The organism is Streptomyces sp. NPDC097617 (genome assembly GCF_044761485.1).
Taxonomy (GTDB): domain Bacteria; phylum Actinomycetota; class Actinomycetes; order Streptomycetales; family Streptomycetaceae; genus Streptomyces.
In genome coordinates this window covers 14,112-39,144 of the sequence record NZ_JBIWCL010000039.1, presented here as the reverse complement: position 1 = coordinate 39,144, position 25,033 = coordinate 14,112, and the positions used below count along the sequence as shown (strand labels likewise).

19 protein-coding genes are annotated in these 25,033 nt (G+C 71.9%); 10 read left to right on the top strand and 9 right to left on the bottom strand.

Features of this window, described 5'->3' with window-relative positions; translation table 11 throughout:
• Positions 1 to 151: 151 nt before the first annotated feature.
• Complete coding sequence (locus ACIQZO_RS37915) at positions 152 to 1,141, top strand: sensor histidine kinase (RefSeq protein ID WP_403635610.1); 990 nt, start codon at positions 152 to 154, stop codon at positions 1,139 to 1,141.
• A gap of 10 nt (positions 1,142 to 1,151) precedes the next feature.
• On the top strand, positions 1,152 to 1,841 hold the full coding sequence (locus ACIQZO_RS37910) for a response regulator (protein WP_403635608.1): 690 nt from the start codon (positions 1,152 to 1,154) through the stop codon (positions 1,839 to 1,841).
• On the opposite strand, the gene ACIQZO_RS37905 is transcribed toward ACIQZO_RS37910, so the two are convergent.
• The 5 genes from ACIQZO_RS37905 to ACIQZO_RS37885 all read right to left on the bottom strand — a co-directional run bounded on the left by ACIQZO_RS37905 (position 1,827) and on the right by ACIQZO_RS37885 (position 6,054).
• Complete coding sequence (locus ACIQZO_RS37905) at positions 1,827 to 2,462, bottom strand: rhomboid-like protein (protein WP_403635606.1); 636 nt, start codon at positions 2,460 to 2,462, stop codon at positions 1,827 to 1,829. The two genes, ACIQZO_RS37910 and ACIQZO_RS37905, sit on opposite strands and share 15 nt — an antisense overlap.
• Before the next feature lie 82 nt (positions 2,463 to 2,544).
• Complete coding sequence (locus ACIQZO_RS37900) at positions 2,545 to 3,264, bottom strand: ABC transporter permease (protein ID WP_403635604.1); 720 nt, start codon at positions 3,262 to 3,264, stop codon at positions 2,545 to 2,547.
• A 15-nt stretch (positions 3,265 to 3,279) separates the two neighbouring features.
• Positions 3,280 to 4,191: an ABC transporter ATP-binding protein gene (locus ACIQZO_RS37895; RefSeq protein ID WP_403635602.1), complete on the bottom strand. Its 912-nt coding sequence runs from the start codon at positions 4,189 to 4,191 to the stop codon at positions 3,280 to 3,282.
• Positions 4,188 to 5,075 (bottom strand): ABC transporter permease, encoded by an 888-nt coding sequence (locus ACIQZO_RS37890; protein ID WP_403635601.1) that lies wholly within the window; start codon positions 5,073 to 5,075, stop codon positions 4,188 to 4,190. Before ACIQZO_RS37890 ends, ACIQZO_RS37895 begins: the two co-directional genes overlap by 4 nt.
• A complete protein-coding gene (locus ACIQZO_RS37885) occupies positions 5,065 to 6,054 on the bottom strand; it encodes an ABC transporter ATP-binding protein (protein WP_403635599.1) in 990 nt (329 codons plus the stop codon). Before ACIQZO_RS37885 ends, ACIQZO_RS37890 begins: the two co-directional genes overlap by 11 nt.
• A 217-nt stretch (positions 6,055 to 6,271) precedes the next feature.
• On the opposite strand from ACIQZO_RS37885, the gene ACIQZO_RS37880 reads away from it, so the two are divergent.
• Genes ACIQZO_RS37880 through ACIQZO_RS37865 form a run of 4 tightly spaced genes read left to right on the top strand, consistent with a single transcriptional unit; the run spans position 6,272 to position 10,791 of the window.
• On the top strand, positions 6,272 to 7,144 hold the full coding sequence (locus tag ACIQZO_RS37880) for a M24 family metallopeptidase (RefSeq protein ID WP_403635597.1): 873 nt from the start codon (positions 6,272 to 6,274) through the stop codon (positions 7,142 to 7,144).
• Positions 7,145 to 7,149: 5 nt separating this feature from the next.
• Positions 7,150 to 8,931 carry an SDR family oxidoreductase gene (locus tag ACIQZO_RS37875; protein WP_403635633.1) on the top strand — a complete coding sequence of 594 codons (1,782 nt, stop codon included), beginning with the start codon at positions 7,150 to 7,152 and terminating at the stop codon, positions 8,929 to 8,931.
• Positions 8,928 to 9,866, top strand: a complete 939-nt coding sequence (locus ACIQZO_RS37870; protein WP_403635596.1) for a metal-dependent hydrolase — start codon at positions 8,928 to 8,930, stop codon at positions 9,864 to 9,866. Before ACIQZO_RS37875 ends, ACIQZO_RS37870 begins: the two co-directional genes overlap by 4 nt.
• Before the next feature lie 10 nt (positions 9,867 to 9,876).
• The gene (locus ACIQZO_RS37865; protein WP_403635595.1) at positions 9,877 to 10,791 is read left to right on the top strand and encodes a MerR family transcriptional regulator; all 915 of its coding nucleotides are present in this window, start codon (positions 9,877 to 9,879) and stop codon (positions 10,789 to 10,791) included.
• A gap of 156 nt (positions 10,792 to 10,947) precedes the next feature.
• On the opposite strand, the gene ACIQZO_RS37860 is transcribed toward ACIQZO_RS37865, so the two are convergent.
• The gene (locus tag ACIQZO_RS37860) at positions 10,948 to 11,775 is read right to left on the bottom strand and encodes an aquaporin (RefSeq protein WP_403635593.1); all 828 of its coding nucleotides are present in this window, start codon (positions 11,773 to 11,775) and stop codon (positions 10,948 to 10,950) included.
• 133 nt (positions 11,776 to 11,908) lie between these two features.
• Here ACIQZO_RS37860 and ACIQZO_RS37855 point away from each other — a divergent pair, with 133 nt between their 5' ends.
• The 3 genes from ACIQZO_RS37855 (at position 11,909) to ACIQZO_RS37845 (ending at position 17,509) form a co-directional block, all read left to right on the top strand.
• Positions 11,909 to 12,448 (top strand): RNA 2'-phosphotransferase, encoded by a 540-nt coding sequence (locus tag ACIQZO_RS37855; protein WP_403635591.1) that lies wholly within the window; start codon positions 11,909 to 11,911, stop codon positions 12,446 to 12,448.
• A gap of 157 nt (positions 12,449 to 12,605) precedes the next feature.
• A complete protein-coding gene (locus ACIQZO_RS37850; protein ID WP_403635589.1) occupies positions 12,606 to 14,492 on the top strand; it encodes an HSP90 family protein in 1,887 nt (628 codons plus the stop codon).
• Positions 14,489 to 17,509 carry a tetratricopeptide repeat protein gene (locus ACIQZO_RS37845; protein WP_403635587.1) on the top strand — a complete coding sequence of 1,007 codons (3,021 nt, stop codon included), beginning with the start codon at positions 14,489 to 14,491 and terminating at the stop codon, positions 17,507 to 17,509. Before ACIQZO_RS37850 ends, ACIQZO_RS37845 begins: the two co-directional genes overlap by 4 nt.
• Positions 17,510 to 17,561: 52 nt before the next feature.
• On the opposite strand, the gene ACIQZO_RS37840 is transcribed toward ACIQZO_RS37845, so the two are convergent.
• A complete protein-coding gene (locus tag ACIQZO_RS37840; RefSeq protein ID WP_403635585.1) occupies positions 17,562 to 18,467 on the bottom strand; it encodes an LLM class flavin-dependent oxidoreductase in 906 nt (301 codons plus the stop codon).
• 106 nt (positions 18,468 to 18,573) lie between these two features.
• On the opposite strand from ACIQZO_RS37840, the gene ACIQZO_RS37835 reads away from it, so the two are divergent.
• The gene (locus ACIQZO_RS37835; protein WP_403635584.1) at positions 18,574 to 19,461 is read left to right on the top strand and encodes a Cof-type HAD-IIB family hydrolase; all 888 of its coding nucleotides are present in this window, start codon (positions 18,574 to 18,576) and stop codon (positions 19,459 to 19,461) included.
• A 21-nt stretch (positions 19,462 to 19,482) separates the two neighbouring features.
• On the opposite strand, the gene ACIQZO_RS37830 is transcribed toward ACIQZO_RS37835, so the two are convergent.
• Positions 19,483 to 21,156, bottom strand: a complete 1,674-nt coding sequence (locus tag ACIQZO_RS37830; protein ID WP_403635632.1) for a GAF domain-containing sensor histidine kinase — start codon at positions 21,154 to 21,156, stop codon at positions 19,483 to 19,485.
• Positions 21,157 to 21,341: 185 nt separating this feature from the next.
• A complete protein-coding gene (gene cydD, locus ACIQZO_RS37825) occupies positions 21,342 to 24,986 on the bottom strand; it encodes a thiol reductant ABC exporter subunit CydD (RefSeq protein WP_403635582.1) in 3,645 nt (1,214 codons plus the stop codon).
• Positions 24,987 to 25,033: the final 47 nt, after the last annotated feature.

The following is a 25,033-nucleotide window of genomic DNA, read 5'->3' as shown; positions in this document are numbered from 1 at the left end:
TTTGCATGAGACGGTCGGTGATGCCTCAAGCCTGGTCGGGCGGGCCTGTCGGGACCATCGGCCGATCAGCAGGCCCGTGGCGGCGCCACGTCGGCCGGCTCTGCCGAATGGCAGATGCTCCGGCCCCTCGCACCCTCGTAGGGTCGGCCTCATGACCGTGAACACGCGTGCTGTGTATGCCCCGTTGCTGACTGTGGCCGCCGTCGGCGGGCTCCTCGCCGCGTTCCTGGGGGTGCCCGCGGTGTGGCTGCTGCTCTGGGTGGGCCCCCTGCTGCCGCTGCTGGCTCTGGTGGCCCGCTGGTCTCCGGTGCGCTCCGGAGCGGTGGCCGCTTCGCTGGGCGTGGCCGCCGTCGCACTCTGGCCACTCCCTCTGATGTGGGGGAAGTCGTCGTGGCTGGAGGTGTGCGGGGCGGCGGCGTTCTGGGCGTTGCCGGCGCTCGGGGCCCTGGCCGCCGGAGGGTATCTGCGCCGACAGGCGAGCCGGACGCGGCAAGCCGTCCGGGACGGCCGGCGCGACCAACAGCTGGAACTGGCTCGGGATCTGCATGACTTCGTGGCCCACGATGTGAGCGCCATCGTGGTGCAGGCCCAGGCAGCCAGGTTCGTGGCGGACAAGGACCCTGAGCAGGCGGTCCGTGCGCTGGAACGGATCGAGGCGGCGGGCCTCGGCGCGCTCGCCTCGATGGACCGGACGGTGCACGCACTGCGGGAGGCCGCCGGTGCGCGGTCCGTCTCGGTCCCGGGGACCTCGGAGCTGCCCGGCCTGGTGGAGCGGTTCGAGGTCGGGGTACTGGACGCCGATCCGGCGGCGGTCCGGGCGTTGTCGCGGGAGGCGGACACCACCGCGTACCGGGTGGCGGTGGAGGCCTTGACGAACGTACGCCGGCACGCGCCCGGAGCGGCGGTGGTGCGGGTGCGCCTGCACAGGGCAGCGAAGGGGATCGAGCTGAGCGTGGCCAACTCCGCGCCGGCCCGCAGCGCGAACGGACTGCTGGGGCTGCGCAGGCGCGGCGGAACCGGGCTGGCCGGCCTGCGCGGAAGGGTGGAGGCAGCGGGCGGGACCCTGCGGGCCGGGCCGAGCGCCGACGGCGGATGGCGGGTTTGCGCCGTATTCCCGGCGCGCGGGCGCACCCTCGGGTGATCATGACGGCGTGACCACACGCATCCTGATAGCCGACGACCAAAAGGACATCCGCAGCGGCTTCCGGCTGATCCTCGACTCGCAGCCGGACATGACCGTGGTGGGGGAGGCGGCGGACGGGGAGAGCGCGGTGGCGCTGGCCCGGGAGCTGAGGCCGGACGTGGTGCTGGCGGACATCCGGATGCCGCGGCTCGACGGGCTGGAGGTGACCCGGCTGCTCTCGCCGCAGACGCGCGTGGTGGTGGTGACCACCTTCGACCTGGACGAGTACGTGCACACCGCGCTCCGCAACGGCGCCTGCGGCTTCCTGCTGAAGCGGTCCGGGCCGGCGCTGCTGATCGAGGGGGTCCGGGCGGCGATGGCCGGGGACACACTCATCAGCCCGCAGATCACGGTGCGGCTGCTGAGCCGGCTGACGCAGGAGGGTCCGGTCGCCCCGCCCGCGGCGCATCCGCTGACGGAGCGCGAGGTGGAGATCGTGCAGCGGGTGGCGCGGGGTCTGACCAACGCGGAGATCGGCGCGGAGCTGTTCATCAGCGCGGGGACGGCCAAGACCCACATCGCGAACGTCCAGGCCAAGCTGGGGGCCCGCAACCGGGTGGGCATCGCTGCCTGGGCCTGGGAGCACGGCATCGCGAAAGCGGAGGAGGACACCCACCAGGAGCCCTCGGGGCTCCGTGGCTCGTCATGTTTCACGTGAAACAGCGTTGCGGGTGAGGGGCCAGGAGAGCAGGCCGACAGAGAGCGCGATGGCGTGACCGAGGTCCGTGTAGGTGCCGCCGGTGACCAGCGGGATCCCGAAGAAGGCGAGCGCGCCCGCCAGGTAGAGCCATTTCCAGGGGCCGGGGATCCGGTAGGTGAGGACGCCGATGGAGGCCGCGAGACCGTAGCTGACGCCGATGTCCACGACGTGGGTCATGCTGTGCGGGGCCCGGTGGTCCTGGATGGCCGTCAGCAGGACCTTCTGGCTGACCAGGGTGGCGACGACATGGGCGGTCGCGACGATCAGGAGCCAGCGCAGGGTGCCGAGCCAGCGTTCGACGGGAGCGTGGAACAGCTCGAAGAGCACGGCGTAGAGAGCGAGCGAGGCCGGGTTCACGATCCAGAAGGCGCTGCTGACGAGTGCCCGGACGGGGTACTTCACGAGCTGGGTGATGTTGCTGCTGTTGCGGTGCAGCAGGACCCGGTCGATCTGGTCGGGCGCGATCGCGACGATGATGCTGGTGATGGCAATGATCAGCAGCCAGATGTGCGTTCCGGGCGAGGAGCGTATCCAGGACCGCAGTGGCCTGGACGGCTCCGGCTCGGTGTGCTCGACCATGCACCGATGATGCCGCGCAAACCTGTGCCCCGCCCGGCCGGTGGGCCGGGCGGGGCACAGATTCACGGTGCCGCGACGGGGCTTACTCCTCGCCGGCCAGGGTGAGGCGGCGGAGCTTCTGTCCCGCGTATGCGGTGGCTCCGACGGTGACCGCGCAGAGCAGGATCACGGCGGTGGGCAGGCCGACGGTGGCGTCGACGTATCCGTTCCCGGCAACCTTCTCGGCGACGGACAGGGCCCACTGCTGGACGCTGAGGGTCTTGGCTCCGGCGACCAGGCTGCCGAAGAGCGATTCCCAGATCAGGGCGTAGACCAGGCCGAAGACGACCGCGTGCCGGCTGACGGTGCCGAGCAGCAGGAACAGCGCGCTGTAGGCGATCGAGGCCACGAGAGTGGCGATCGTGTAGGCGACGGCGATCTGCTGGCCGTTCCCGTTGAGGATGAATCCGGCGATCAGGGTGGGGATCGCGGAGAAGACCATCGTGACGGCGATCGCCACGATCAGCTTGGTCATGATGATCGTCGGGCGCTTCACCGGCTTGGCGAGCAGGTAGACGATCGAGCCGTCGTCGATCTCGGGCCCGATGGCTCCGGTGCCGGCGATGACACCGATCAGCGGAACCATGGTGGCGAGGGCGAAGCCCCCGAGGAGGTCGGCCGCGACCTTGTCGTCCACGCCGACGAAGGCACGGACGACGAGGGCGATGACGATCAGCAGGGCGGGCAGCGCGAAGAGGATCAGCGCGCGGCGCCGGCCGAGCAGGGCCCGGTAGGTGAGCCGGGCAACGGTGGGTTCGTACATGGGTGCCAGCTCCTTTCAGGCCGCGACGAGGTAGGAGAAGACCGACTCGAGGGACTCGTCGGAGGGCGAGACCGTCAGCAGCCGGATGCCGTGTGCCCGGGCGACGCGGGGCAGCAGCTCGGTGAAGCGGCCGAAGTCGACGGCCTGGATGCGCAGCGCGCCTTCCTTGAGGTCGACCTCGATGCCGGCGGTGGAGGGGTCGGCGATCAGGGCCGCGGCGAGCGCCCGGTCGTCGGAGGAGCGGATGAGGTAGCGGTGCGGGCGGTCCGTCATCAGGCGGCGGATCTTGCGGAAGTCGCCGGAGGCGGCGTGCCGGCCGGCCACGACCACCTCGATGTGCGAGGCGAGCTGCTCGACCTCCTCCAGGATGTGGGAGGAGAACAGGACGGTACGTCCCTCGTCGCCCATGCGCCGCAGCAGGTCCATGAGCTGCATGCGCTGGCGCGGGTCCATACCGTTGAACGGCTCGTCGAGGAGCAGGACGGCCGGGTCGTGGACGAGGGCCGAGGCCATCTTCACGCGCTGGCGCATGCCCTTGGAGTACGTGGAGATCTTGCGGTCCTGGGCGTACTCCATCTCGACAGTGGCGAGCGCCCGCTGGGCGGCCGCGTCGTCGAGGCCGTGGAGTTCGGCGTTGGCGACGACGAACTCCCGGCCCGTGAGGAAGTCGTACATGGCCTCGCGCTCGGGCACGACACCGATCTGCTTGTAGACCTGCTCGTTCTGCCAGATCGGCGTTCCGTCGAGGGTGACGGTGCCCGTGGAGGGGGCGAGGAAACCGCCCATCATGTTGATGAGGGTGGACTTTCCGGCGCCGTTGGGACCCAGGAGCCCGGTGACACCGGGGCCGATGCTCATGGTCACGTCGTTGACGGCGACGACGTTCCCGAACCAGCGGGAGGTGTGGTCGATGTCGATGGTGGTCACAGCCCGGCCTTCCGGTAGCGGGCCATCAGGGCGGCGTAGGAGCCGACGATGAGGCCGAGGGCGACGAGCAGGTAGACGACGCCGGTGCCGGCCGAGGGGCCCTCGCCGCCGGGGAAGGCGGAGGTCGCGCTCAGGAACGCGGTCTGCACGCCGTCGATGAGGGTGATCGGGGAGAACAGGCCCATCCACTCGATGGCTCCGGTGTTCCCGGTGCTGTAGGCGATCCCCTGGACCGCGGTCACCGCACCGAACGGGATCAGGAGGACCGCGATGATCGCGGCGACGCCGAACCCGCGGCGCGGGGTGAGCGCGGCCATGACCAGGCCGAGTCCCGCGAAGAGCAACGACAGCAGCAGAACGGACACGAGTCCCTGCCCGAATCCTTGTGTCTGGTGGCCGAAGTCGAACTTCGCCAGGAGCGAGCCGATCCACATGATCAGCAGCGGGGTCGCGGTGAGGATGAACAGGGCCGAGGCCATGGCCGCGTACTTGGCCACGACGTAGTCGACGCGTTCGATGGGCCGCGAGAAGTAGAGCGGCACCGTCTTGAAGCGCAGGTCGCGCGAGACCGACTGCGGGGCCTGCGACGCGAGGAAGAGGCCGATGATCACCTGGGTGGTCAGGGCGTACGTCGTGTACTTGATCGGCAGGTCGGAGGAGCCGGGCACCGCGATGGCGACCGCGACGATGATCAGCGCGGGTACGCACATCACCGCGAAGAGGAGCATCGGCAGGACCTTGGACTTGGCGGAGCGGCCGAGTCCGAAGGCGCCGCGCAGGGACTGCGAGAACAGCGACTTGCGGGCGTAGGCGCGGCCGAGCCGGGGTCCGTCGTAGGACCGGTAGCCGATGTTGTGGATCTGGGTCGAGGTGTCAGGCGCCATCGGAACCGGCTCCCTTCTGCTGGACGGTGGGCGAGGGCTGGTCGTTGTCGCGGAAGACCTCGGCGATGTGGTGCCGGCGCTGTTCCATGCGGACCAGGCCGATGCTCAGGTCGGCGACGGTGTCGCGGACGGTGTCGTACGTCTCCTCGCCCGTGGCCTCGACGAGGAGGATGTGGCCGGCTCCGGGCAGGCCCTGCTCCTCTCCGATGTGCAGGGTGACGCCGGCCTCGGTGAGTGCCTTGCGCAGGGCGGCGGTGCCGTCCGGGTGGGTGTCGGAGTCGGTGACCTCGACCGCGAGGGTTGTGGTGATCTGGGTGAAGTCGCTGGTGGAGCTGGAGCGCAGCAGCTTGCCGCCGTCGACGACCACCACGTGGTCGCAGGTCCGCTCCAGCTCGCCGAGGAGGTGGGAGGTGACCAGGACGGAGATGCCGAAGTCCGTGTAGACGCGGCGGATCAGGCCGAGCATCTCGTCGCGGCCGACCGGGTCCAGGCCGTTGGTCGGCTCGTCGAGGAGCACCAGCTGCGGGTCGTGGACGAGGGCCTGCGCGAGCTTGACGCGCTGCTTCATGCCGGTGGAGTAGCCGCCGATGGGGCGGTAGCGCTCCTCGTACAGCCCGACGTGGCGCAGGGTGTCGGCGGTGCGCTCGCGGGCCGCCGTGGGCGGCAGCCCGGACATGCGCGCCATGTGGACGACGAACTCGGTGGCCGAGACGTCGGGTGGCAGGCAGTCGTGCTCGGGCATGTATCCGACGCGTTCACGGATGGCGCCGCCATGCGTGCGGACGTCGAGGCCGAGCACGGCGGCGCTGCCCTCGGTGGCGGGGGACAGTCCCAGCAGAATCTTGATCAGCGTGGACTTGCCGGCTCCGTTGGCACCAACGAGGCCGGTTACACCAGGCCCGATGTCCAGGGAGAGCCGGTCGAGGGCGGTCACTCGGGGGTACCGCTTGCTCAGGCTTTCGGTCGCGATGACAGTCACGGCTTCGACGTTAGTGGCGCGGCTCTCGTGAAACGTCAGACCTGGAGCTGGATCCCGTCTCAGCCTTCAGGCGTACATGCCCGTACTGGAGGCTGATGTGGACCCGACAACTTTGTCCACAGGTCCGTGCACGACCCTTGACGTGATCTCCAGTCATTGTCACATTCATCAGTGTCAACTTACGTGCGCGTACGGCTACACGGATGGACGGGCTGACATGGCTGGGGACACCAAGCAACGCACCGCGCGACCACGCTCCGCACGACCCGCCGGCGACCTCAGCGGGTTCAGAGAGGTGCAGCGCCTCTCGTACGAGTGCGCCGAGGCCGTCGCGGCCCAGCTGCGGCCCGGAGTGACCGAGCGCGAGGCCGCGCGCATGCAGCGAGAGTGGCTGCGGGAGCGCGGCGTCCGGGACTGGTTCCACCTGCCCTTCGCCTGGTTCGGGGACCGCACCGCCTTCGCGAACTTCAGGATCCCGCTGCAGTTCTTCCCGACCAACCGGAAGCTGGAGCCGGGGATGCCCTTCATCCTCGACATGGCACCGGTTTACAAGGGCTACTCGGCCGACATCGGGTATTCGGGCAGCCTCGGGCTCAACCCGGTGCAGGACCGGCTCATGTCCGACCTCCAGGCGCACCGCGTGCTGATCCTGGAGCAGGTGCGCGAGGGCCGCTCGCTGCGCGAGATCTACGAGAACGTCGAACGGCTGATGACCCGGCAGGGGTACGCCAACCGGCACCGGGCCTATCCCTTCGGCGTGATCGCGCACAAGATCGACCGGGTCAAGGAGCGGCGCTGGTCGCCTACCGCGTTCGGATTCGGCACCCAGTCCCTCAAGGGGCTGGCCGGTGACGTCCTGCACGGTCACCGTGAGGGCTGGTCCCCGCTGTGGAGCCCCTACCACTTCTCCGACCATCCGCCGCAGCCCGGCCTGTGGGCGGTGGAACCGCACCTCGGGTTCCGTGGCACCGGCGCGAAGTTCGAGGAGATCCTGGTCGTCACCGACTCCCGGGACCCCGAGGAGAGCGCGTTCTGGCTGGACGACGATCTGCCGCACGTGCGGCGCTGGGCCGAGGAGAAGGCAGCATGAGCGCCATGAGCGAAGCAGGAGCGGCGGGCCTGGCGGGTGCGCGCGAGCGCCGGGTGAGCACCGGTGGGGTCGAGCTGTGCGTCGTCGAGCTCGGTGAGACGGACCGGCCGACGGTGGTGCTGGTGCACGGGTACCCGGACAGCAAGGAGGTCTGGTCCGAGGTCGCCGAGCGCCTCGCCACGCACTTCCACGTGGTGCTCTACGACGTACGCGGCCACGGGCGCTCCACCGCGCCGCAGCCGCTGCGGGGCGGTTTCACCCTGGAGAAGCTGACCGACGACTTCCTGGCGGTGGCGGACGCGGTCAGCCCGGACCGGCCGGTACACCTGGTCGGCCACGACTGGGGTTCCGTACAGGGCTGGGAGTTCGCGACGGTCGCCCGCACCGAGGGCCGGATCGCCTCCTTCACCTCGATGTCGGGGCCCTCCCTCGACCACTTCGGACACTGGATCAAGAAGCGGATGACGCGGCCCACCCCGCGTGCGGCGGCGCAGCTCCTCGGCCAGGGCGCCAAGTCCTGGTACGTCTACATGCTGCACACCCCCGTGCTGCCGGAGCTCGCCTGGCGCGGGCCGCTCGGCAAGCGGTGGCCCGCCATGCTCCAGCGCATGGAGAAGGTTCCGGCCGGTGCCTATCCGACGGCCTCGCTGCCCTCGGACGCGGCGCACGGCGCCTGGCTGTACCGCGACAACGTGCGACCACGACTGCGCCGGCCTCGCCCCGACGCGTACGCCCACGTCCCGGTGCAGCTGATCACCCCGACCGGGGACGCCTTCCTGTCCGAGCGGCTCCACGACGGTCTGGAGCAGTGGGCGCCGGACCTGCTGCGGCGGACCCTGCCCGCCAAGCACTGGGTGCCGCGGACCCGCCCCGACCAGCTGGCCGCCTGGATCACCGACTTCGTCAACGACCGGGAGGAGCCCGCGACGCGGGCGCCGGAGCAGAAGGCCCCGGGCAGGTACGCCGACCGCTTCGGGGGCCAGTTGGTCCTGGTCACCGGCGCGGCCAGCGGAATCGGCCGGGCCACCGCCTTCGCCTTCGCCGAGGCCGGGGCCCGGGTGGTGGCCGTCGACCGCGACGCCGAAGGCGCTTCGCGCACGGCCGACATGGCCCGCCTCGTCGGCGCGGCCGATGCCTGGGGCGAGTGCGTGGACGTCAGCGACGAGCAGGCGATGGAGAAGCTCGCGGCGAAGGTCGCCGCCGAGTACGGAATCGTCGACGTCCTGGTCAACAACGCCGGGATCGGCCTGTCCGGAGCCTTCCTCGACACCACTGCCGAGGACTGGAAAAAGGTCCTGGACGTCAATCTGTGGGGCGTCATCCACGGCTGCCGGATCTTCGGTAAGCAGATGGCCGAACGCGGACAGGGCGGGCACATCGTCAACACCGCCTCCGCCGCCGCCTACCTGCCCTCCAGGACCCTGCCCGCCTACAGCACCTCGAAGGCGGCGGTGCTGATGCTGTCGGAATGCCTGCGCGCCGAGCTGGCCTCCAAGTCGATCGGCGTCTCCGCGATCTGCCCCGGCATCGTCAACACCAACATCACCTCCACCTCGCGCTTCGCCGGAGTGGACAAGGCCGAGGAGAAGCGCCGCCAGGAACGCTCCTCTCGGCTGTACGGGCTGCGCAACTTCCCGCCGGAGAAGGTCGCCGACGCGATCCTGCGAGCCGTGGTGCGCAACGAGGCGGTCGTCCCCGTGACTCCGGAGTCCAAGGGGGCCCTGTGGATGTCCCGCTTCGCCCCGCGGGCGCTGCGGCGCATCGCGAGGCTGGAGCCGAAACTGTGAGCGGGACCGCGGACCGGGTCGGCGGGCAGCGCCCGCCCGGGCCGCACCCGATCAACCCGCGGCGGGTGGACTTCGACTGGAAGACCACCCCGCTGCACTGGATACCGGACGAGCCCACCGCCACTCACGTCATCAACGTGCTGCACCTGCTGCTGCCCGCCGGGGAGCGGTGGTTCGTGAAAGTCCTCAAGGAAGGCCTGCCACTGGTCACCGATCCCGAGCTGCGCGCCGACGTCAAGGGGTTCATGGGCCAGGAGGCCACGCACAGCGTGCAGCACTCCTACGTACTGGACCATCTCGCCGAGCAGCGGCTGCCGACTCAGGCGTACACACGGCACGTGGACTTCCTCTTCGAGAAGCTGCTCGGGGAGACGCCGCCGTTCGGGGTACCCCTCACGGACCGGGAGTGGCTGCGCTTCCGGCTGGCCGTGGTCGCCGCGATCGAGCAGTTCACGGCGGTCCTCGGGGACTGGGTGCTGCGCGCCGAGGGGCTCGACCGGGCCGGGGCCGACGAGATCATGCTGGATCTGCTGCGCTGGCACGGCGCGGAGGAGGTGGAGCACCGCTCCGTCGCCTTCGACATGTACCAGCACTGCGGGGGAGCCGGTCTGCCCCGCTACGCGCGGCGTGTCGAGGGGATGGTCGTGGTCGCGCCCGTACTGGCCTGGCTGTGGGTGTGGGGAGCCTCGTACCTCATACGCAACGACCCCGAACCGGCCGGCCGGCCGCGCTACTCGCTCCACGCGCACAACCGCGCGGTGGCCAAGGGCCTGCTGCCCACATGGAGAGAGCTCGGCACGGCCATACCCCGCTACTTCCGGCGGTCGTACCATCCCTCGCAGGAGGGCTCGCTGCGCAGGGCGGTCGAGTACCTTGCGGCATCACCCGCCGCCCGGGCCGCGGCGGGCGCGGTCGGCCGAGCCACAATGTCGTAGGGAGCCGAGATTGACCGATCAGGCAGTAGCCGAGTACCGGATCGAGGATCTGGCGCACCACAGTGGGGCGACGGTACGCACGATCCGGGCGTACCAGGACCGTGGTCTGCTGCCGAAGCCGGAGCGAAGGGGCCGTTCCAACGTCTACCGGGACACGCATCTGGCGCGGCTGCGCCAGATCGCGGACCTGCTGGACCGCGGCTACACCCTGGCCTCCATCAAGGAGCTGCTGGAGGCCTGGGACGCCGGGCGCGGTCTGGGCGGCGTACTCGGGCTGGTCGCCGAGGTGCACGGGCCGTGGACGGATGAGGAGGCGGCCCGGATCAGCCGGGAGGAGCTGAACGAACGGTTCGGCGGCCGACCGGACGACGACGCGGTGGACGAGGCCTGCGACCTCGGGGTGCTGGAGCGGATCCCGGGGCGCCCGGACCGGTTCCTCGTGCCCTCCCCGCAGGAGCTGGCGGTGGCCGCCGAGCTGTACGCGGCCGGGGTGCCGCTGCCTGCGATCACCGGGCACCTGCGGGAGCTGCGGGGACAGGTGGAGCACATCGCCTCGCGGTTCCTGGAGTTCACCACCGAGCACGTGTTCGCGCGCTACCTGGGGCAGGTGCCACCGACGGACGCGGACGCGGCGGAGGCGGCGACGATGGTCCGGCGGCTGCGGCCGCTGGCCCAGCAGACGGTGGACGCGGAGCTGGCTCGGGCGATGCGGCTCTTCGCGACCCGGCACCTGCAGCGACACCTGGGGGCGGCGGGCTCACCGGGACCGACGGGGCCCTCCCCGGTGGCGCTGCCGGCCGCGACCGTACGGGCGGTGCAGGAGCTGGTGGGCGCCGACCATGTGGCGGAGTTCGTCCGGGCCGCGACGGAGCGGGAGCTCCAGGCCCGCACCATGAACGATCTGGCGCGCCGGGGCGATCGGTGACGCCGGCGGGAGCGGGCGCGACGCCGGGAGCGGTGATGACGGCGGGTCGGGATTAGTCCACAGGTTCCACACGCTGGATCATGTGTTTTGCCGTCAAAACCCTCCCAAATACCTGTGGACAACTCCCCTTTTCCTGTGGGCAACTGAGACCTCGTCTCACCCGACGGTCTCGTACGCCGCCTTGGCGGGACCCACTCCGTCCGCCGGTCCGGTCTCCGGCAGGGCCGCCGGAACGACGGTCTCGACCGGAACCGGAACCGCCGCCGACGTCGGCACTGACTTCGTGGTCCGGCCGCCGCCGGGCCCGGTCCCGTACAGCAGGGCGGCCAGGGCCAGCCCGAGGATCCCGCCGACCAGCTGGGCGCCGACGAATCCGGGCAGCGACTCCGGGGCTATGCCGGTGAAGGAGTCGCTGAAGCTGCGCCCGAGCGTGCCGGCCGGGTTCGCGAAGGAGCCGGAGGAGGTGAACCAGATCGCGGCCGCGATGTACGCCGCGACCGCCGCCGGGACGAGCCGGGGACGGCCTGTGCGGCCGAGACCCTGGATCAGCAGGACGAGACCGGCGGTGGCGACCACCTCGCCGATGAGCAGGTGACCGCCGTCGCGCACCTGCGTGGCGAAGGTGCCCGGCGTCCGGCCGAACATGACTTCCGCGAGGAGGGCGCCCCCGATGGCCCCGGCGCTCTGGGCCGCGGTGTAGACGAGCGCCTCGCGTCCGCCCAGGCCCTCGCCGCCGGTCCGCCGGGACCACCAGGAGGTGAGGGTGACCACCGGGTTGAGGTGGGCTCCGGACAGCGGTCCGAAGAGGGTGATGATCAGCCCGAGGCCGATGGCCGAGGCGAGCGAGTTGGCGATGAGGGCGACGCCGGTGTCACGGCTGAGCTCGGCGGCCTTGAGCCCGGAGCCGATCACGACCACGAGCAGGCCGGCGGTACCGACCAGCTCGGCAGCGGCGCGGCGTGACAGTGAGGGTTGGGCTGTCATGGTTTCTCCCTCTGAACAGAAGCGGCAGTGGAAAATATATTCCGCATCTTGGAATAGCGATAGAGGGCGTCCACCACCGCTCGCCCCGGAAAAATGCCTGCCGCGGGGCCACCCGACCGGGCACGCTGGAGCCATGGATGAAAGACGCACCGTGAAGGTGTCGAAGTACGTCTCGAAACACCTGCGACACCAGCCGGAACGGATCGGACTGGTGCTCGATCCCCATGGCTGGGTGGAGATCGACGATCTCCTGCGCGCGGCCGCCGCCCACGGCTTCCACGTCAGCCGGGCCGAGCTCGACCATGTCGTCGCCGCGAACGACAAGCAGCGGTTCGCCGTCGACGGCACCCGGATCCGGGCCAACCAGGGGCACACCGTCGCCGTGGACCTGGACCTTCCGGAGGCCGAACCGCCCGCGTACCTCTACCACGGCACCGTCGCCGCGGCCCTGGACCCGATCCGCGCCGAAGGCCTGCGCCCGATGGCCCGCCACCACGTGCACCTGTCCCCCGACCGGGAGACGGCCACCCGGGTCGGCGCCCGACGCGGCCGGCCCGTCGTGCTCGGCGTGGACGCCGGGGCGATGCGGGCGGCCGGACACGTCTTCCGGGTCAGCGCCAACGGGGTGTGGCTGGTGGACGCCGTACCGCCGCGGTTCCTCCGCTTCCAGTAGATCCGGGGGCCAGGCGCCAGGGGCCCGGATCCAGGGTGCGGGAATTGACGGAGAGATTGTCGGACCATCCCCCTAATGTGTGAACCACTCCGGGATCTGTGAGGGGGGAACCTCGCGATCACCGAACCATCCCCGTATGTACGCGAGGTGACGCCCTATGACGTCCACGTCCACGTCCCCGTCCGCTCCCCACAGCTTCCAGGTCGATCTGCGCGGCCTGGTGGATCTGCTCTCCCACCACCTGTACTCCAGCCCGCGCGTCTACGTCCGCGAGCTGCTGCAGAACGCGGTGGACGCGATCACCGCGCGCCACGCCCTCGATCCGGCGGCGGAGATCCGCATCCGCCTGTCGGCGTCCGGCGGCCGGGTGACCATCGAGGACAGCGGCATCGGCCTGACCGCGGACGAGGCCCACTACCTCCTCGCCACCATCGGCCGCAGCTCCAAGCGCGCCGACAGCGGCGACAGCGACGGCGATCTCAACGAGCAGGGCCTGGAGGCCACCCGTCAGGAGTTCCTCGGCCAGTTCGGCATCGGACTGCTCGCGTGCTTCGTCGTGGCGCGTCAGATCCGGGTCGTCACCCGCTCCGCGCGCGACCCGCACGCCGCGCCCGTCGAATGGCTGGCCACGGACGACGGCTCGTACACCGTCCGCGAACTGCCGCACGAGGCACGGCCGGAGCCGGGTACCACCGTCGTACTGCAAGCGCGTCCGGGCGCCGCGGAATGGGCCGTCCCGGCCAAGGTCGAGGAACTGGCCCGCGACTACGGTTCCCTGCTGCCGTACGAGATCACCTTCGACGACGGCGAGGGCGGCGAGCCGCGTCCCGTCACCGACCGGCCCGCCGTGTGGGACCGGTCCTTCCACACCCCGGACGCCCGTCGCGTCGCGCTCGCCGGGCACTGCGCGCAGCTCTTCGGTTTCACCCCGCTCGACAGCATCGACCTCGATCTTCCGGTCGCCGGCGTGCGCGGTGTGGCGTACGTCCTGCCCGAACCGACCAGCCCCGCCCACCGGGCCGGACACCGCGTCCACCTCAAGGGCATGCTGCTGACCGAGCGGGCCGACAACCTGCTGCCCGACTGGGCGTTCTTCGTCCGCGCCGTCCTCGACACGGACACCCTGCGGCCCACCGCCTCCCGCGAGAACCTGTACGACGACGAGACCCTCGCCGCCGTCCGGGACGCGCTCGGCGCCCGCGTGCGCGGCTGGCTCGCCGAGCTCGCGGCGAGCGATCCGGACCGACTGGCCGCCTTCCTCCAGGTCCACCACCTCGGTGTGAAGTCGATGGCCCGGCACGATCCCGAGCTGCTCGGGCTGATGCTGCCGTGGCTGCCGTTCGAGACGAGCGACGGCTCGATGAGCCTCCAGGAGTTCGCAGCAGCCCATACGGACATCCACTTCACCCGCACCGTCGAGGAGTTCCGCCAGATCGCGCCGATCGCCGCCGCCCACGGGCTCGGCGTCATCAACGCCGGATACACCTACGACGCGGACCTACTGGCCCTGCTGCCCGCCGTCCGGCCGGAGCTGAAGGTCACCGAGCTGGACGCCGGGGCCGTCACCGAACGGCTCGACCCGGTGCCGACCGCCGCCGAACTGGCCCTCGCCCCCTTCCTCGCCACCGCGCGCACCCGCCTGGAACCCCAGAGCTGCGATGTGGTGCTGCGCGCGTTCCAGCCCGTCGCCGTGCCCGCGCTCTACCTGGACGACCGCCAGGCATGCCAGGAGCGCGACCGGACCGCCGCACTGGAGAGCGCGGACTCCCTGTGGAGCGGCATCCTCGGCGCGCTGCGGGGCTCCGCGCCCCGCGCCCGCCTGGTTCTCAACCACAACAACCCGCTCATCCGCCGGATCGCCGCCCTGCCCGACGAGGCGCTGACCGGGACCGCCGTCGAATCGCTGTACGGCCAGGCCCTGCTGATGTCCCAGCGGCCGCTGCGTCCCGCCGACTCCACCCTGCTCAACCGGGCCTTCCTCGGACTCCTGGAATGGACGACCCACTCCACCGACGACCGCGACACCCCGGGGGACCAGAAGTGACGACGCTGACGCGCGAGGAGATCGTGCGGGGCCTGGCGGAGAACCGCGAATCCCCGAACGGCGCCGCGCGCAACGCGCACGCCGAGGCCCTGACCGGCGCGGCGGAGACGAGCGGTGACCGGACCCTGTTCCGTGAGGCACTGGACAACCTGATCAATGCCTACCTCTACAGCTCCGAGTCCCCGAAGATCCTGGTGCCCTTCGCCCGGCTGCTCCAGGAGTACGACAAGGACCCCGGCGCCTTCTCCGAATGGGAGGCGCACGCGCTGTTCTGGCAGTTCAAGTGGGTGGCCACGGCCATCTCCGACTCCCCCGGGGTCCCGCTGGAGTCGGCCAGCGGCTGGCTGGACGAGATGGAACGCCGCTACCGGATCGCCGGCTACAGCGAGCGTCCCGTGCGCGAGGCGGAGATGTGGCTCGCCGACGCGATCGGCGAGGACGAGCGCGCCGAACGGGCCTTCCGACGCTGGCTGGCCGCCGATCGCGACAGCATGAGCGACTGCCGTGCCTGCGAACTCAACGGTCAGGGCCAGTACGCCGTCCTCAACGGCAACGACGCCGAGGCCCTGGAGCACTGGCAGCCGGTCCTCGACGGTGACCTGACCTGCGCCGAGGAGCCCCACCGGCTGCTCGCCACCTCGCTGCTGCCGCTGCTGCGGCTCGGCCGGGCCGACGAGGCGCGCTCCCACCACCTGCGCGGCTACCGCATGGCCCGCGGCAACGAGAGCCTGCTGCCCTCGGTCGGCAAGCACATCGAGTTCTGCGCGCTCACGGGCAACGAGCCGCGGGGCCTGGAGATCCTGGCCGAACACGCCGCACACGTGGCCCCGCTCGCCAACCTCGACGACCGGCTGGCGTTCCACGGCGGCATCCTCGTGCTGCTGCGCCGCCTGAAGGAGCTGGGGTACGGGCGGACACCGGCCGTTGCCTACGACGGGAGCCCTCGTACCGTCGCCGAGCTGTACGAGGTGCTGCACGCGGGCTGCCTGGACATCGTCCGGGAGTTCGACGCGCGCAACGGCACGACCCGGGTCTCGGACCGGTTCCTCGCACGGGTCGGCCGGGAGCCGCTGGTGGGCGGGCTGCCGCTCGGGGTGCGCAGTGCGACGCTGCCGCAGACCCCCGGCTCCGTCCCCGGCTCCGTCCCCACCTCCGCGTCCGCGGGGTCCGGGCCGGTGTCGGCGCCGGACGGGTTCGCCGAGTTGGTCGAACGGGCCCGCCGCGCCCGGGACCTGAGCCATCCGTGTACGGACGCGCTCTGGGCCGAGGTGGCCGTACGGGCGGACGCGCAGCAGGAGGTCGACCCCCTGGTCCGCGCCGACCTCGCGGACCAGCGGGCGCTGGCCGCCGCGCGGAGCGGGGCCGGTGAGGCAGCTCGGCTGCTGAGCGCGGTCCGGGACGATTACCGGGCGCTCGGCCTCGCCGAGCGCGCGGCGCTCGCGGAGCTGCGGCTGGCCGGGGTGGCAGCGCAGTCCGAAGCCCCGCCCGCGGAGGTCCGGGCGCTGCTGAGCGGCGCGCTGCGGGCCGCCGAGGCACTGGACGCCACCGAGCCGCTGCGGGCACGGCGCATCGCCCTCGCGGAACTGTCGGCGATCCGGATCGAGTCGTACCTGCGCTCGGTGGAGATGCCCGACGCGGACGACCAGCACGACCATCACGGGGCGCTGGCCGCCGAGCTGACCGAGTTCGTCACCGCCCACGAAGGCGTCCTGGCGGACCTGGTGGCGGAGGCCGAGGAAATGCTGGGCCGGGTGAGCCTCGCCCACGGCGACCCGGAACGGGCCCTGCCCCTGCTGGCGGCGTCCGCCGCGCGGGCGGTCACGGCGGGCCGGCCGTGGCAGGCGGTGGATCCGCTGGTGCTGCGGGCCGGGGTCCTGCTGTCGCTGGAGCGGCCCGAGGAGGCGGAAGCGGCGGCGCGCTCCGCGCTGGAGCACGCCGAGGAGGTGACCGACGCCGAAGCTCAGGGCGTCGTACGGCTGACCCTCGCGGACATCCTGCTGCGGCGGGGCGACGCGGCGGTGGAGACCGCAGAGCACGCGCTGACCAGCGCCCACTGGTTCGACCGGGCCGGGCTGACGGCCGACGGCGGTGCGCAGGCCCGGCTGCTGCTGGCCCGGGCCTACGCGGGATCCGGTCGCAGCGCCGAGGCGGCGGAGGTCCTGCAGTCGGCGCTGGCCGACCTGCTGGAGCACGGCGACCAGCAGGCGGTGTTCGTACGGGAGTTCCTGGGCGACCTGCTGCGCCGACTGAACGAACCCCGGCCGGCGGCGGAGCAGTACCTGCTGGCGGCGGAGATCACCAAGGGCTGGGAGGATCCGCGCCCGCAGGCGGGGTTCGCTCAGTCGGCCGCCGACACCCTCAGCGACGCGGGACTGGCCGTCGAGGCGGTCGCCGCGTACGAGCGGGCCCTGGAGCTGCACCGGCTGACGGGCGAGGCCCCGCTCGCCGAGGTCCGCGTCCTGCGCTCCCTGGCCTGGCTGGGACTGCGCGAGGAGGTCACCGCCGCGACGGTGGCGCAGGCCCGGAAGCGGATGGAGGAGGCGGCCGCGGTCCTGGAGGCGGCGCTCGCTGCGGATCCCGGAGTGCCTGAGCTTCGCTCCGAACTCGCCCAGACCTGGCACCAGCTGGCGCAGGTGCTCGATCGGTACGTCAGCGCGAACGAGCAGTCCGATGCGGAAGAGGACGAGTACGGGGACGAGGCCCTCGCCGGCGCCGGGCCGAAGCCGACAGCCCGGCTGGAGGGGGCGGAGGTCGACGCGCTGCGCCTGGCGGAGATCGAGCTGTGGGACCGGGCCGCCCGTGGCTATGCGGAGATCGGCTCCGACTACCTGCGGGACCGGTTCCAGTGCCTGAACAACGCGGCCTGGACGGAGCACGAGCGGGGCGAGGCCCGAGCGGGCGCCGCGCGCGTCTCCGCGTTGATCGACGAGGCCAGGGCGCTGCCCGGGGACGACCTGCCCGACTGGCTCCTGCCGTCCGCGGAGCGTCTGCTCGCCCAGTTGAACGCAGGGCAGTAGCCGGCGTTCCGGTGGTCGCCGCTCCCGCTCGGGAGCGGCGACCACCGGTGGATCAGCCGTCGAGCTGGGCCAGGGCCTCGGTGGCGATCTTCTCGAAGACGGTCTCGTCGGAGGCGAAGTCGGAGTCCGGGATCGGAGCGTGGATCACCAGCTCGGTGAAGCCCAGCTCGCGGTGGCGACCCGCGAAGTCGACGAACGCATCCACCGACGCCAGCACGGTGTTGGCCTCGGGCGTGAAGCCGGTCAGTAGGATCTTCTCCACCGACTCGACATCCCGCCCGGTGTCCTGGAAGACCTTGCCGAGCCGTTCGAGCTGCCCGCGCAGGGCCTCCCGCGACTGCTCGGGCGTGCCCTCCTCGAAGAGTTTCGGGTCGCCCGTGGTCACCCAGGCCTGGCCGTGCCGGGCGGCGAGCCGCATACCGCGCGGCCCGTTCGCGGCGACCGCGAACGGCAGCCGCGGCCGCTGCACACAGCCGGGGATATTGCGGGCCTCCTCGGCGGAGTAGAAGGTGCCTTCGTGGCTCACCGAGTCCTCGGTCAGCAGCTGGTCCAACAACGGCACGAACTCGGCCAAGCGGTCGGCGCGCTCACGCGGCGACCAGGCTTCCTGGCCCAGCGCGGTCGCATCGAACCCGTTGCCGCCGGCGCCGATACCCAGGGTGATACGTCCGCCCGAGATGTCGTCCAGGCTGATGAGGTCCTTGGCGAGGGTCACCGGGTGGCGGAAGTTCGGCGAGGTGACGAGCGTGCCCAGGCGCATCCGCTCGGTGGCGGTGGCCGCCGCCGTCAGGGTGGGCACCGCGCCGAACCAGGGGCCGTCGCGGAAGGTCCGCCAGGACAGGTGGTCGTAGGTGTAGGCGGTATGGAATCCGAGCTGCTCGGCCCGGAGCCACTGATCGCGTCCCCCCTCGTGCCACCGACGTACCGGAAGGATCACCGTGCTCAGACACAGACTCATGCCCCGAGCCTACGGCGAGCCGATGTTTCACGTGAAACACGGTGTTTCACGTGAAACATCGCCCGAGGTGACGGGCCTGACGCCCATGGTCGGGACGCCAGCGGCCATGGGCGAAGATGGAGCCGTGACCTCGGCTCCCCAGCGCCCGGAAGGGCCAACCCCCGCGCCCCGGCTCATCGCCACCGACCTCGACGGCACCCTGCTGCGCGACGACAAGTCCGTCTCGCCACGTACCGTCGACGCGCTCGCCGCCGCCGAGGAGGCCGGGATCGAGGTCTTCTTCGTCACCGGCCGCCCGGCCCGCTGGATGGATGTGGTCAGTGACCATGTCCACGGCCATGGCCTCGCGATCTGCGCGAATGGCGCGGCAGTGGTCGATCTCCATGCCGGACGGGAGTTCGTACAGGTCAGGGCTCTCCCACGCGTGGCCGCACTCGCCGTTGTCGATGCCCTGCGGGCTGCCGCCCCCGGCACTTCCTTCGCGGTCGAACTGACCACCGGCATCAACTACGAGCCCGCGTACCCGCCCTTCTTCAAGGACCCGGGTGCCCGGGTCGCGACCGCCGAGAAGCTGCTGCACGAGGACACGGACGAAAGCGCCGCACCCGTGCTCAAGCTGCTGGCACACCACGCCGAGCTGGCCCCGGACGAGTTCCTGACGCTGGCGCGCTCCGCCGCGGGCGAGTACGCCTCGATCACCCGCTCCAGCCCCACGTCCCTGCTGGAGGTCAGCGGGCCGGGCGTGTCCAAGGCCAGCACGCTGGCCCTGTGCTGCGCCGAGCGGGGTATTTCCCCCGCCGAGGTCGTCGCCTTCGGGGACATGCCGAACGATGTGGAAATGCTCAGCTGGGCGGGCACCTCGTACGCGATGGGCAATGCCCACCCCGATGTGATCGCTGCCGCGTCCGGGCGCACGGTCGCCAACAACGAGGACGGGGTCGCCCTGGTCATCGAGCGCATCCTGGCCGAACGGATCGCGCAGCGGCAGGCCTGAGCCCTCGCCGCCCGGGCCGGATCAGACCTGGACAGCAGGCTGGAGCGGGGCCTCCCACACCACCGTGGTCCCGCCACCGTCCTCCCCGATGCCGGGGCCGTACGAGCTCGAGCCGCCCAGCGACTCGGCCCGGCGGCGCAGGTTCCGCAGTCCGCTGCGGCGACCGCCCTCGGCAATGCCCACCCCGTCGTCGGCCACCTCCAGCCGGACCCCGGGCCGGCCGTCCACGAGCGTGATGGTGGAGTCGACCACCACCTCGATCCGGGCCGCCTCGGCATGGCGGAAGGCATTGGACAGGGCCTCGCGGAGCGCGGCGATCAGGTTCTTGCCGACCGACTCGCCGACGACCGCGTCGATGGGGCCCAGGAAGCGGTACGCGGGCTTGAACCCCAGGGGCACCGCGGCCATGTTGATCTCCCGCAGCACCCGGGTGCGCAACCCTGACGGGGCCTCCGCCGGGCCCTGCTGGAGGGCGAAGATCGCGGTGCGGATCTCCTGGATCGTCACGTCCAGCTCGTCCACCGCCTTGCCGACGCCGTCGCGCACCTCCGGGACGATGGACCGGCGCTGGGCGCCCTCCAGCATCAGCCCTGTCGCGAAGAGGCGCTGGATCACCAGGTCGTGGAGGTCGCGGGCGATCCGGTCGCGGTCCTCGAACACCGCCAGCCGCTCACGGTCGCGCTGCGCCTCGGCCATCATCAGGGCGAGCGCCGCCTGCGAGGCGAACTGCGTGGCCAGCGTCCGCTCTGCCTCGGTGAAGGGGCGACCGCCGCGGGCCCGGGGGGTGACCAGCGCGCCCAGGACCCGCCCGCCGCTCTGCAGGGGCAGCATCATGCAGGGGCCGTACTGGCTGGTGAGCTTGCTGATCGTGCGGGGGTCGGCCGCCGCGTCGTCCACGAAGACCGGTTCGCCCTCCAGCAGCCGGTCCACCACCGGGCTCTCGGGCGGGATCACCACACCGAGCGAGGTGGCCGGGTTCTCGGCGGAGACGGCGACGATCTCCATCCCGCCCTCCTCGGCCGGAAGCATGACGATCCCGGCGTCGGAGTCGGCCAGCCGGCGGGCCTGTTCGGCCACCACGGCGAGAGCGTCGTCGGCGTCCCCGCCGGACAGGAGGGCAGTGGTGACGGCCACCGATCCGTCGATCCAGCGCTCGCGCTGGGTGGCGGCCTCGTACAGCCGGGCGTTGCCGATGGCGATGCCCGCCTCGGTGGCCAGCACCCGGACCATGTGCAGGTCGTAGTCGTTGAACTCTCCGCCGCCGTTCTTCTCGGCGAGGTAGAGGTTGCCGAAGATCTCTCCCTGCACCCGGATCGGCACGCCGAGGAAGGTCTTCATGGGCGGGTGATGCGGCGGGAAACCCGCGGAACGCGGGTCCTTCGTCAGATCGGCCAGCCGCACCGTGTCGGAGTGCGAGATCAGTGCGCCGAGCAGGCCGCGCTTGCCGTCGGGACGGTGTCCGATCCTCCGGGCGTCCGCCGGGCTGATCCCGTGGGTGACGAAGTCCGAGAGCCCCCGGCCCTCCGTGTCGACGACGCCGATCGCCGCGTAGCGGGCGTCCGCGAGCTCGGCCGCGGTCTCGCAGATACGGTCCAGCGTGGAGTGCAGTTCGAGCCCGGTCCCGACCGACCTCATGGCTTCCAGCAGCTGCGGGACACGGGCCGTGAGCTCGGTGGACAGGCCGTGCAGACTCATGGCGGCCTGGGTGGTGGGCACCAGCGGGTCCGATGTTCCGGCCGTTCCCGATCTGAGATCCGGCGAGATCCCCGGGGAGGGATCCGGCGAGGGATCCGGCGAGGGATCCGGCGAGGGATCCGGCGAGGGATCCGGCGATTCCTGCGGCTGCTGGGCTGACATGGACTGAGACTAGTTAGTCCCCATTAGCGGGGAAAGTTGGCCAAAGTCCCGTCCGTTGCCCTTTCTCGCTCCAGCAGCCGCCGCAGCGGCCCCTCGGCGACGGCCAGCTCCGCGTACGGTCCGCGCTGAACGACCACGCCGCGGTCCAGCACGAGCACCTCGTCGACCGCCTCCAGGCCGGCCAGCCGATGCGTGATCAGCACGGTGGTCCGGCCCTCGGTCGCGGCCAGCAGATCTGCCGTCAGGGCGTCCGCCGTCGCCAGGTCCAGATGCTCGGCCGGCTCGTCCAGCACCAGTACGGGGAAGTCCGCGAGCAGCGCCCGCGCCAGGGCGAGACGCTGGCGCTGGCCGCCCGAGATCCGCTCGCCGTGCTCGCCGACCAGCGTGTCCAGCCCGTCCGGTAGGCCGTCGGCCCACTCCAGCAGCCGGGCCGCGGCCAGCGCCTGGCGCAACTGCTCCTCGCTCGCACCGGTCCGGGCCAGGCGCAGGTTCTCCCGTACCGAGCTGTCGAAGATGTGCGCGTCCTGGGCGCACAGGCCCACGAGGGCGCGCACATCGTCGCCGTCGAGTGTGCGGACGTCGCTCCCGCCCAGGCTGTACGTGCCCTCGGCGGGGTCCAGGAACCGGAGGAGGACCTGGGCCAGGGTGGTCTTGCCGGAGCCCGAGGGGCCGACAACAGCGATGCGGCGGCCGGCCTCGAGGGTCAGGTCAAGATCCCGCAGCGCGGCACGCTCCTGGCCGGGGTGGCGAGCGGTGAGGCCCGTCAGCCGCAGCGGGAACGGTACGGCGGGGGCCTCGGCGGCCTGCTCCGGCTCGGCGACGGGGACCGGCGCGTCGATGACCTCGTAGACCCGCTCGGCGCTGCGGCGCACCCGCTGGCGGTACTGGACGGCGAGCGGCAGGCCGTTCACCGCCTCGAAGGCGGCCAGCGGCGTCAGGACCGCCACGGCCATGGCCACCCCGGAAAGCCGTCCGTCAGAGACTGCGTCGGCGGCCACAGCGGCGGCGGCCACGACGGTGAGCCCGCACACCAGGGCGGACAGACCGCTGCCCAGCCCGGCCGCGGCCGAGCCCCTGGCGGCGATGCGGGTCAGCAGCCCGTCGCTCTCCCGCGCCCGTCCCTTGCGGTCCTCCAGCGCGCCGGCCACCGTCAGCTCCGCGGTGCCGGTGAGCAGATCGACCACCCGGGTGGCGAGCTCGCCCCGGGCGGGCGCGAGCCTTCGCTCCGCACGCCGGGCGCAGGCCCCGCTGACCAGCGGCACCCCGATACCGGCGGCGAGCAGTCCGACAGCGAGTACGACTCCCGCCGCGGGCAGCAGCCAGGCGGTGAAAGCGACCGAGCCGGTTCCGACGAGCACGGCGGTGCCGACGGGCAGCAGCCACCGCAGCCAGTAGTCCTGCAGCGCGTCGGCATCGGCCACCAGTCTGGCCAGCAGGTCTCCGCGCCGGTGCTCGCGCAGCCCGGCGGGCGCGATGCGCTCCAGTCGGCGGTACACGGAGACCCTCAGGTCGGCGAGCATCCGCAGTACGGCGTCGTGCGAGACAAGCCGCTCGGCGTACCGGAAGACGGCGCGGCCCAGGCCGAAGGCCCGGGTGGCCGTGACGGCCACCATCAGGTAGAGCACCGGCGGCTGCTCCGAGGCCCGCGAAATCAGCCAGCCCGATACGGCCATCAGGCCGACGCTGGACCCGACGGCCAGTGCCCCGAGCAACAGCCCGAGCCTGAACCGTCCTTGCCACGCCCGCGCGACCGCCCGCACCCGGCGCAGCGGGTCATCCGCCGCCCCCGAGCCCGTCCTGCCCGAGCCCGTCCTGCCTGAACCCGTCCTGCCTGAACCGACCGGACCTGAACCGACCGGACCCGAGCCGCTCCCGGCCCGCACCGGATCGGGGGCGGCACCGAGGATCCACTCCCCGGCGTCCGGGACATGGTCACCGGCCGCACCGGGGGACAAGTCCTCGGCGCCGACCGGGGAGGCGGCGCGGCGGGGGAGCGGCCGCCCGGCCGCGGGCTCCTCGGCACCGTCGCCCGCCGCCATCGGCACCACCCGGTCCGCGACGGCGAGCAGCGCCGGCCGGTGCACGACCAGCAGGACGGTCCGCCCCGCGGACAGCCGCCGGACCGCGTCCACGATCCCCGCCTCGGTCTCGCCGTCCAGCGCCGCGGTCGGCTCGTCCAGCAGCAGCACGGGCCGGTCCGCCAGGAACGCGCGCGCCAGGGCCAGCCGCTGGCGCTGTCCGGCGGACAGTCCCACACCGCCCTCGCCCAGCGGGGTTTCCACCCCGCGCGGCAGCGCGCTGATGAACTCCCAGGCTCCGGCGTCCTTCAACGCCGCGACGACCTCGGCGTCGCCGGCTCCCGTGCGGGCCAGCCGGACGTTCTCGGCGATGGTCCCGGCGAACAGGTGCGGCCGCTGCGGCACCCAGGCGATCTGCTCCCGCCAGTGCGCCTGCGACAGCTCGGTCAGGTCCACGCCCGCGACCCGTACGCGTCCTGCGCTCGGCGTCACGAACCCCAGCAGCACCTGGAGCAGCGTGGATTTCCCCGCTCCGCTCGGGCCGGTGAGGGCCACGCACTCGCCTGGCCCGACCGTCAGCGAGACGGGCCGCGGGGAGTCCTCGCCCCGGCTCTCGTAGCGGACGGTGATCCCCTCGATCTCGATCCGCAGGGGATCGCCGACCGGCAGCTCCGTCGTACCGGCCGGACCCGCGACGGGGGTCTCCAGGACCTCGAAGATCTCCTCGGCGGCCGCCAGCCCTTCGGCGGCGGCGTGGTACTGCGCCCCGACCTGGCGCAGCGGCAGGTACGCCTCGGGCGCCAGGATCAGGATGACCAGCCCGGTGTAGAGGTCCAGTTCGCCGTGGACCAGCCGCATGCCGATGGTCACGGCCACCAGGGCCACCGACAGGGTCGCCAGCAGCTCCAGTGCGAAGGAGGAGAGGAAGGCGATGCGCAGGGTCCGCATCGTCGCGCGCCGGTAGTCATCGGTGATCTTGCGGATCGACTCGGCCTGCGCCTTGGCCCGGCCGAAGACCTTCAGGGTGGGAAGACCGGCCACCACGTCGAGGAAGTGCCCCGACAGCCGGGAGAGCAGCCGCCACTGGCGGTCCATCCGGGACTGGGTGGCCATGCCGATGAGAATCATGAACACGGGGATCAGCGGCAGCGTCACCACGATGATGGCCGCCGATACCCAGTCCTCGGTGACGATACGGGCGAGCACCGTCACCGGAACGACCACCGCGAGCCCCAGCTGGGGCAGGTAGCGGGAGAAGTAGTCGTCGAGGGCGTCCACACCGCGGGTGGCCAGGGACACCAGCGATCCGGTCCGCTGCCCGGTCAGCCAACCGGGCCCGAGCTCCGCGGCCCGTTCCAGAAGCCGGCCCCGCAGCTCCGACTTGACCGCCGCCCCGGCCCGGTGCGCGGCCAGTTCCGTCAGCCAGGCGATCAGCCCGCGCCCGAGCGCCACCGCTGCGAGCAGCAGCAACGGCGTCCGGAGCGCCTGCCCGTCGAGCTCCTGCTCGAAGGCACCGACCACGATCTCGGCGATCAGCATCGCCTGACCGACGACCAGCCCCGCCCCGGCAAGACCCAGGGCCACCACCGCCCCCAGGAAGAGGCGGGTGGAACGGGCGTACCGGAGCAGGCGCGGGTCGATCGGTTTCACGTGAAACATCCCCTCGGGGAGGTCAGCCGGACAGGCGGGTCTTACAT

Excerpts from the sequence above, each read along its gene's own strand:
- ACIQZO_RS37915 (WP_403635610.1), top strand. The coding sequence starts at position 152 with ATGACCGTGAACACGCGTGCTGTGTATGCCCCGTTGCTGACTGTGGCC.
- ACIQZO_RS37905 (WP_403635606.1), bottom strand. The coding sequence starts at position 2,462 with ATGGTCGAGCACACCGAGCCGGAGCCGTCCAGGCCACTGCGGTCCTGG.
- ACIQZO_RS37900 (WP_403635604.1), bottom strand. The coding sequence starts at position 3,264 with ATGTACGAACCCACCGTTGCCCGGCTCACCTACCGGGCCCTGCTCGGC.
- ACIQZO_RS37890 (WP_403635601.1), bottom strand. The coding sequence starts at position 5,075 with ATGGCGCCTGACACCTCGACCCAGATCCACAACATCGGCTACCGGTCC.
- ACIQZO_RS37880 (WP_403635597.1), top strand. The coding sequence starts at position 6,272 with ATGGCTGGGGACACCAAGCAACGCACCGCGCGACCACGCTCCGCACGA.
- ACIQZO_RS37875 (WP_403635633.1), top strand. The coding sequence starts at position 7,150 with ATGAGCGAAGCAGGAGCGGCGGGCCTGGCGGGTGCGCGCGAGCGCCGG.
- ACIQZO_RS37860 (WP_403635593.1), bottom strand. The coding sequence starts at position 11,775 with ATGACAGCCCAACCCTCACTGTCACGCCGCGCCGCTGCCGAGCTGGTC.
- ACIQZO_RS37855 (WP_403635591.1), top strand. The coding sequence starts at position 11,909 with ATGGATGAAAGACGCACCGTGAAGGTGTCGAAGTACGTCTCGAAACAC.
- ACIQZO_RS37850 (WP_403635589.1), top strand. The coding sequence starts at position 12,606 with ATGACGTCCACGTCCACGTCCCCGTCCGCTCCCCACAGCTTCCAGGTC.
- ACIQZO_RS37840 (WP_403635585.1), bottom strand. The coding sequence starts at position 18,467 with ATGAGTCTGTGTCTGAGCACGGTGATCCTTCCGGTACGTCGGTGGCAC.
- ACIQZO_RS37835 (WP_403635584.1), top strand. The coding sequence starts at position 18,574 with ATGGGCGAAGATGGAGCCGTGACCTCGGCTCCCCAGCGCCCGGAAGGG.
- ACIQZO_RS37830 (WP_403635632.1), bottom strand. The coding sequence starts at position 21,156 with ATGAGTCTGCACGGCCTGTCCACCGAGCTCACGGCCCGTGTCCCGCAG.